This is a genomic window from Synechococcus sp. H70.1 (genome assembly GCF_047502705.1).
Classification (GTDB): domain Bacteria; phylum Cyanobacteriota; class Cyanobacteriia; order Thermostichales; family Thermostichaceae; genus Thermostichus.
Genome location: NZ_JANSIV010000133.1, coordinates 1 through 8,115 on the forward strand (window position 1 = coordinate 1; position 8,115 = coordinate 8,115).

The window sequence follows — 8,115 nt, forward strand, 5'->3', positions numbered from 1 at the left end:
GGTGCCCATGGTGCGCAAGCTGGGGATGGAAGCCTGTGTCACGTTGGGGAGGGTGTCAGCTGCTCAAGCGCAGCAGTTGGCGGCGGCAGGGTTGACAGCCTACAACCCCAATCTGGACCCCTCGCCGGAGTTCTACCCCCGCATATAGGATTGCCGGGAGACTCTGGCCCCTGTGGGGGTAGCCGGCCTGGAGAGCTGTGGCAGCATTGTCGGCCTTGGGGAAACCGACGAAGACCGCATCGCCCTGCTGTACATTTTGGCCAACCTGACGCCGCCGCCCACTTCGGTACCCATCAACGCGCTGGTGCCGGTGGCCGGCACGCCCCTGGGCCAGCTTCTCCCTCCCGATCCGCTGCTGCTGCCCATGGCCCAGATCCGGCTCTCGGCAGGGCGGAAAAACCTGTCCGAGAGCGCAGGCGCCAATTCCATCTTCACCGGCGAAAAGTTGTTGACTCTGGCCAATCCGGGCCAGGCTGCCGCTGCGGCTTTGCTCGAGAAGCTAGGCCTGCAGCCCCTCTAGAGGCATCTCCCCTTGCGCCTTCAGGATCCCTAGTTGGAGCTAGCACTGCCTCTTCTGTTGTAACAATCTTTTCAGAAAATCTAACCCTTTCTTAACCCTGTCGGCAGCCATGTCAAAATGGTGGCGACAGCGTTCTCCAGTTACGTCGGGTTCATGTCTCCTGTTAGCACTGCCGAGCCCCTTGCCAACGTCCAATCGCCTGAGTCAGCTTCTTCTCCTCCAGAGCCCTCACCGGGGGAGGCTGCGGAGCCGACAAGGGGAGGGGGCTTTTGGGGATCCCTGCGGCGCTGGTGGGCGCGCTGGAAACACAAGCTGCGCCTGGAGACCCAGTTGCTCTTTGTGGCCACCCTGGTAGTTTCCCTGGTGGTGAGCAGCTTCACCTTCTGGGCCATCAGCACTGTACAGCAGGATGCCCGCTTTAACGAGGCCCGCTTTGGCCGGGATCTGGGATTGCTGTTGGCAGCCAATGTCGCTCCCCTGATTGCCGAAGACCGCATCAGCGAAGTGGCCCAACTGTCGCGGCAATACTTTGAGAGCACCAGCAGCATCCGCTATTTGCTCTACGCCGACCCGGAGGGAAACATCTACTACGGGATCCCGTTTTCCAACCAGGAGGTGAAAACCTCCCTCAGCCTTACCCGCCGCATCCAACTGCCGGACAACCGCCCGCCTGCCGAGGGCCAGCCGCTGGTGCGCACCCACCTCACCCCTGCGGGGCGGGTGACGGACATTTTTGTGGGCATCTATCACCAGGGCCGTTTCCTGGGCACCCTAGCCCTGGGCATTAACCCCAACCCCGCCCTCGTGCGCTCCACGCAACTGGCGCGGGAGGTCTCGATTGGGGTGTTTTTGGCAGTGTGGGTTCTGGCCATTCTGGGAGCCGTGGTCAATGCCCTCACCATCACCTACCCCATCAAAGAACTGGTCAAGGGCGTCCAGGAGATTACCAAGGGCAACTTCAAGCAGCGCATTGACCTGCCCTTTGGGGGAGAGCTGGCCCAGCTGATTGACAGCTTTAACGAGATGGCGGAGCGGCTGCAGAGCTACGAAGAGCAGAACATCGAGGAACTGGCCGCCGCCAAGGCCAAGTTGGAGACGTTAGTTTTCTCTATCGTCGATGCTGCCATCTTGCTGGATGCCGAGTTTCGGATCCTCCTGCTCAACCCGGCTGCCTCTCGCATGTTCGGCTGGGAAGGGGAGCCTGTCTTGGGCAAGCCCTTGCTGGAGCTGTTGCCCGAGGATCTGCGGCAGCAACTGGCCCGCCCCCTGATGCAAATTGCCCGCGGGGATCAAGAGGCAGAGGAAATTCGCGTTAACCTCACCAGCCCTACCAAGCGGGTCATCCGCATCCTGCTGTCGCCGGTATCCGACCCGCGGCGGCAAAACCTCAAGGGGATTGTCATCACAGTGCAGGATATTACCCGCGAGGCAGAGCTCAACGAAGCCAAAGCCCAGTTCATCAGCAACATCAGCCACGAACTGCGCACCCCCCTCTTTAGCATCAAGTCGTTTATCGAGACCCTCTACGAGTACGGCGAGCAGATGTCGCCGGAGGAGCGGCTGGACTATCTGGAAATTGCCAACCGCGAGACTGACCGCCTCACTCGCCTAGTCAATGACGTCTTGGATTTGTCCCGCCTGGAGTCGGGCAAGCAGTATCACTTCGAGGGTGTCGATATTGCAGCGGTGATTGAGCAGACTCTACGCACCCACCACCTGCAGGCCCGCGACAAAGGGATCCTACTGCGCAAGTTCGTCGATCCAGAGCTGCCGCTGGTGTGGGGCAACTACGACCTTCTGTTGCAGGTAATGACCAACCTCTTGGGCAATGCCATCAAGTTCACCCCCTCTGGCGGCACGGTGACGGTGCATGCCCACCTGGTGGTGCGGCCGGATGGATCCCCTCAGGCAGTGCGGGTGGCAGTGGCCGACACAGGCATTGGCATTGCGCCCGAGGATCAAGAGCGGATTTTCGAGCGCTTTTTCCGGGTGGAGAACCGCGTCCACACCCTGGAGGGCACTGGCCTGGGCCTGGCCATTGTGCGCAACATCTTGGAGAAGCACCGAACCCGCATCTGTCTAGAAAGCAAGCTGGAACAGGGATCCACCTTCTGGTTTGACCTGCACCTGTACACCGAGGAGGGCCCCCTGGAGTTTGAGGACCAGCCAGCCGAGACGGATCCCCCCAGCTGCCGCTGGCGGGAGCGGCCCCACCCAACCTCTTAAACTTGGAAAGCAAACGCCGGGCAACCCAGCCAAGGCTGGGGTTAGGCCCCGAGCCGCAGCGATCCCTGTCCAGGGTTGTTCTACAGTAAAGAAGGTTTTAACTGCCCAGTTTTGCCATGCCACCTCGCTGGCCCCGCAAGCCCTCCCGTCGGGATCCTGAGTTTCGCAAGCTGGATGACCGTTACACCTACGCGGCCCATCTGGCGTTTTTTCTCTGCAGTGCCTCGGGACTGGTGTTTTTCCAGCAGTTGTACCGAGCCGATTGGCCGTGGCTGCTGCCTCTATTGGGCGGGTGGGGCCTGGGCGTAGGGATCCACAGCTTTTGGATCTTTTTTGTGGCCCGTTACCCCGCGGAAGCCAACCAAGACTCCACAGAAGCTGGCTAGCAGCCTCCCTTAGGGGGATCCAGGAGAGGAGGGGCGCTGCCGTCGTTGCCGCTGCAGCAGCAAAGGGGAGAGGTCGCTCTCGTCGTAGATATCCCCCACCAGCTCCTCTAAAATGTCCTCCAGGGTGATCAGGCCACTGGTGCCGCCAAATTCGTCCACCACAATCCCCAGGTGTTGGCGGGATCGCAGCATATCTTTAAGCAGCAGGCTAACGCGCTTGGTCTCAGGTACAAAGAAGGGCGGGGACATCGCCCGGGTTACTTTGACATTGCCTTCTTGCTCCAGGTGGCGCAGGGCCTGCTTGAGGTGAATGACACCGACGATCTCGTCTTTGGATTCTCCTTGCACAGGAATGCGGGAGTAGCCCGTCTCTAGGCAGAGTTTCACCACATCCTGCAGGGTTTTATCGTGGGAGATGGTTTCCATTTTTACTCTAGGCTTGGCCACATCCCGTGCTCGCAGCTCATCCAAAGCTAGGGCACCGCGGAACAGGCGCCGCTTCTGCCAATCCAGCAGCCCCCGCTGACCCAACACATCAATCAGCAGTTCCAAATCCTTGAGAGAAGTGGTAGCCGTCAGGGGAGAGAGCTCCAAGAGATGAAAAACTCTGCCGACAAGCCACTCAAAGGCATGGGTAAAAGGGCGCAGCAGCACCGCTAGGGCATATACAGGCCGCACCACCCCGCGGAACACTGCCAGCGGATGGCTGACTGCCAAAGACTTGGGAGCCACTTCGCCCACCAAGAGCACCAGGATGGTGGTGGGCAGGGTGGCCACCAAGCCCCCCAGCTGGGATCCCAGCAGTTCAATGGAGATAGTAGTAGCCAGGGCAGCAATGCCAATGTTGACAAAGTTGTTCACCAGCAGCAAGGTTGTAATCAGCTGGGATCGCTGTTGCTGAACTAGCCGATAGAGCCCCTGCGGATCCCCCTGCTCCTCGATCAGGGACTCCAGGCGCAGGTTGTCCAGGGCGGTGATAGCTGTCTCGGCACCCGAGCAAAACGCTGAGACCAGAAGTAAGACGGCAAGGAGAAGTAGATTACCCATAGTGTTCCCGACTACCCAGCGCTGGAGGCGGGAATTTTACTCAAGCTATTTGGCCAGAGGGCATACCCCACCCCTTTCCGTCTTAACCTCTCGTATCGGGCTGATCTGAGCCGGCCTTTTCCAAAAGCTGCCGGTACAGCATCACAATCTTGCTTTCCACCTCGGCTTGGCTTAGGTGGTCTGTATCGATCAAAATGGCATCAGGGGCAGGCCGCAAAGGGGCAATCTGACGCTCACTGTCATAGCGATCCCGCTGCTCGATCTGGGCCTTGAGTTCCTCCAGGGACACTATCTGCCCTTGCGCCTGCAGCTGATGTTGTCGACGTTGCGCTCGCTCTCCCAGCGAGGCAGTCAAAAAGACTTTTAACTCAGCATCCGGAAAGACATAGGTGCCAATATCGCGCCCTTCCAGAACGGCTCCCCCCTCCTGACCCAGGAGACGCTGCTGCTTCACCAACTCCTGCCGCACGCCTGGCACTGCCGCCACTTGCGAAACCCAGCGGGTTACTTCGGGAGAGCGGATGGCCTGGGTAATTTCTTGGCCATTGGCCCAAATGCGGGTTGGTTCGTCAGCCGAGGGGCCACTTTGCAGAGTCAGTTGCGTTTGGGCAGCCAGTTGGGTGAGTTGCTCAGCGTCGTCCAACGGGATCCCCCGCTGCAGCGCTAGCCAGGTGATAGCTCGATACATGGCCCCTGTATCCAAGTAGAGAAGCTGCAGCTGAGCAGCCACCGCTCGGGCCACGCTGGACTTACCAGCTCCTGCAGGGCCGTCAATGGCAATCAGGGGACGGCGCGCCTTTTTTGGAGAAGGCGGCACCGCTTCCCCTTCCTTCTGAGGCAGGGAATTGGCTTCGTCTCTAGACAAAAGCAGGTTGTCAATCAGGCGAGTTTGCCCGACATAGGCCGCAATTGCCAGGAGTCCCTTCTCTTTTACCTCCGGCAGCGGCTGGAGGGTTTGCGGATCCACCAGCTCCAGATATTGCACACGCAACTCAGGGGTGCCCTCCAGCTCAGCGCGAACTGCACCTAGGATCCCCTCGGCAGAGGGATCTCCCGCCTGCCAGTGCTCATAGCCCCGGCGCAAAGCGCGGTAGAGGCCAGTAGCTACCCGCCGTTCCTCGGCTGAGAGGTAGCGGTTGCGGGAGCTATAGGCAAGGCCATCCGCCTCGCGCACGGTAGGGCAGGCAACAATGGTGGTGGGAATCTGCAGGTCTTGAACCAGCCGCTGGATGATGGCCAGTTGCTGGGCATCCTTTTGGCCAAAATAAGCCCGCTGTGGCTGAACCAGATTTAGCAATTGCACCACTATGGTGGCTACCCCACGAAAGTGCCCTGGCCGGTGAGGAGCGCAGAGGGTTTGCAAAAGGGATTCGGGAGGGTTAACCCAAGTGCGATCCCTGGCGGCTGCGGGATCGGCTCTCATTTCTTGCGGGTCGGGGGCAAACACCACGTCCACGCCTGCTGCTTCACACAGAGCTCGATCTCCTTCCTCATCGCGGGGGTAGCGATCCCAGTCTTCGGTGGGGCCAAATTGCAGCGGGTTGACGAAGATGCTGACCACCGTGTAGTCACACTCCTGGCGGCAGCGGCGAATCAAGCTCAGATGCCCCTCGTGCAGGGCTCCCATCGTTGGCACAAGGCCAATGGTGGATCCCCGCCACTTGGCCAGCTGCTCTCGCAAAGCTGCCACCGTGCGCAGCCACTGCATTGCTATGCCACCTTCCCCCTTGGCCAATTTCCTCGCAGGACAAGGCCAACCTGCTGGACCTACAGCCCCATCTTATTGCTACGCTGGTACTGCCGGTAGGCCGACACAAATAAGCCTGCCAGGGTAACCAGAACCATCCCCAAAACGATCCCCAACAAAATGGGCTCGATCACAAACCGCACCTCCTACTACAAGCCTAGATCATGATAAGCCATGCCTCAAAAACTGCCGAGCTGGCTCGCCGGTACCCCTAGGCTGTAGCTGGCTGCCACAGCGTCCAGGCCGAGGCTTCCCCTGCCGCCTACCTGACCCCTGGAATCATGTCCTCCAACCTTTCTTGTCCCCCCAGCCTGAAGGAACGCCTTGCCAGTCTAGAAAAACACCTACGTCCTTTGGCTGAAAAGGCCGTTCCTCTGCTAGTGGCAGACTCGGATCCGCTGCAGGTGTGGGCCTTGGTTTTAGTCTGCCAGCGCCTGGGGATCCCTCTCTTCTTGGCCAATCCTCGCTGGGGAAAGCGGGAGTGGGGCCAAGCTTTAGCTGGCCTGGGATCCGCTTGGTGCTGGCGGCAAGGGCAGTTGCAGGAGGATCCTGCCTCCTCCAACCCCCAGCTGGAGCATTGGCAACAGCTCCTGCCCAGCGCCGACTGGCCGGTAATTGGGATCCCTACCGGTGGCTCTAGCGGTCAGGTCAAATGGGCGGTGCACTCCTGGCGTACCCTCAGCACCTCCGCCAGAGCCCACCAACAGCACTTCCGGGTGGAGTGTGTCCATAGCTATTGTGTCCTGCCCCTGTACCACGTCAGCGGCCTGATGCAGGCTGTTCGTTCTTGGCTAAGCGGCGGGCAGTGGATTGTCTGGGATTGGAAACGGCAACAGCAGGCCGAGGCTTGGGATCCCCCTTTGCCGGGAAGTTTCCTGTCGCTGGTGCCCACCCAGTTGCAACGGCTGCTGCTCAACGCCCAGCCAGGAGTCTTGGAGAGCCTGCGCCAGTTTCGCGCCATTCTGGTTGGCGGTGGCCCCACCTGGCCCAGTTTGCGGCAACAGGCCCGGCAGTTGCACTTGCCCCTAGCCCTCACCTACGGCATGACCGAAACCGCCTCCCAGGTATGTACGCTGCTGCCGGAAGCTTTCTTACAGGGCAGCGACAGTCTGGGCCGGCCCCTACCCCACGCCACTGTGGAGATCTGCGGCGAGAGAGGGGATCCCCTGGTAGGCCGCATCCACGTGTGGGCTGAGTCGCTGGCACTGGGCTACTACCCTCTCTCCAGCGAGGCAGATTCTCTAGGCCAATGGCAACAGCGGGGCTTCACCCCCGGCGATTGGGGCTATCTGGACTCGCAAGGCTGTCTCCACTGGCTGGGCCGCGCTGACGAGCTCATCCTGACTGGAGGGGAAAAGGTGATGGCCGCCGAGGTGGAGGGGGAAATCCGCGCCAGCGGCTGGGTGGAAGATGTCTGTGTGCTGGGCCTGCCCGATGAGGAGTGGGGACAGCAGGTGGTGGCGGTGGCTGTGCCCAGGGCTGGGATCTCTCTAAGCGGCAACGAGCTGGAGAAGCACCTAAAGCGGCACCTTGCACAACAACTAAGCCCCTTCAAGCACCCCAAGCAATGGCTGTGGTGTAGCAGGATCCCCCGCAACGCCCAGGGCAAGGTCAACTGCCAGCGGCTCCGGCAGTGGGCGGCCCAGCAGTTGAAAGTTGCAGCGCCAGGCAGCTAGCTGGATCCCTCCTGGATGCCCAGACGGGCTAGATCTCGCCGGATTTCAAAGGCCAACTCCCGGTTATTTGGCTCTGTGGCCAAGGCCTTTCTCAGATAGGCTTCTGCCTGCCGGTGGCGCCCCTCTTGGATCAAATGGTTGCCAAAGCGTTGATAGGCCAAAGCTAAGATGTGGATGGCCTCGCCGGAGTTGGGAAAGCGTTTCAGGAGGGCTTCGGCCAGAGCCACTGCCGTGGGCAGCTTGGGCTCGCGCCAGGCGGCCTTAACGCGGGCAATTCCTGCCTCAAGGGAGTCCCGAGCCGGTGGTTCTGCTGAGGTGGAGCCTGACCCAGTGGTGCGCACAACCACCCGCCTTTCTCCTTTCCCAGGACTGGGTGGGGATTGTCGTTGGGCGTCGTAGCGCCGCCGCTCTTCAGGGTTGCTCAGCACTTGGTAGGCCCGATAGATCTGCTCAAATCGTTCTCGGGATCCCTCTCCTGCCACATCGGGGTGAAACTGCCGTGCCAACCGGCGA

General features: G+C 60.6%; 8 protein-coding genes. 4 read left to right on the top strand and 4 right to left on the bottom strand.

The features are described from left to right. The first annotated feature begins 172 nt into the window (after nt 1–172). From NW827_RS09420 to NW827_RS09430, 3 genes are all read left to right on the top strand, one after another. Entirely contained in the window at nt 173–520 is a 348-nt protein-coding gene (locus NW827_RS09420; RefSeq protein WP_414503615.1) for a hypothetical protein, read from the top strand. 153 nt (nt 521–673) lie between these two features. Next, entirely contained in the window at nt 674–2,746 is a 2,073-nt protein-coding gene (locus NW827_RS09425) for an ATP-binding protein (RefSeq protein WP_414361263.1), read from the top strand. 116 nt (nt 2,747–2,862) lie between these two features. Beyond that, entirely contained in the window at nt 2,863–3,132 is a 270-nt protein-coding gene (locus NW827_RS09430; protein WP_414403584.1) for a 2TM domain-containing protein, read from the top strand. 9 nt (nt 3,133–3,141) lie between these two features. On the opposite strand, the gene NW827_RS09435 is transcribed toward NW827_RS09430, so the two are convergent. The 3 genes from NW827_RS09435 to petG all read right to left on the bottom strand — a co-directional run bounded on the left by NW827_RS09435 (nt 3,142) and on the right by petG (nt 6,060). Then, on the bottom strand, nt 3,142–4,179 hold the full coding sequence (locus NW827_RS09435) for a hemolysin family protein (protein ID WP_414361267.1): 1,038 nt from the start codon (nt 4,177–4,179) through the stop codon (nt 3,142–3,144). Between the two features lie 82 nt (nt 4,180–4,261). Beyond that, nucleotides 4,262–5,887 carry a bifunctional pantoate--beta-alanine ligase/(d)CMP kinase gene (locus tag NW827_RS09440; protein ID WP_414503616.1) on the bottom strand — a complete coding sequence of 542 codons (1,626 nt, stop codon included), beginning with the start codon at nt 5,885–5,887 and terminating at the stop codon, nt 4,262–4,264. A gap of 59 nt (nt 5,888–5,946) precedes the next feature. Then, entirely contained in the window at nt 5,947–6,060 is a 114-nt protein-coding gene (gene petG, locus NW827_RS09445) for a cytochrome b6-f complex subunit V (protein WP_414361271.1), read from the bottom strand. Between the two features lie 147 nt (nt 6,061–6,207). Here petG and NW827_RS09450 point away from each other — a divergent pair, with 147 nt between their 5' ends. Continuing rightward, entirely contained in the window at nt 6,208–7,602 is a 1,395-nt protein-coding gene (locus tag NW827_RS09450; protein WP_414503617.1) for a 2-succinylbenzoate--CoA ligase, read from the top strand. Here NW827_RS09450 and NW827_RS09455 read toward each other — a convergent pair. Continuing rightward, on the bottom strand, nt 7,599–8,115 hold a 517-nt coding region (locus NW827_RS09455), incomplete at its 5' end, for a DnaJ domain-containing protein (protein WP_414503618.1). The two genes, NW827_RS09450 and NW827_RS09455, sit on opposite strands and share 4 nt — an antisense overlap.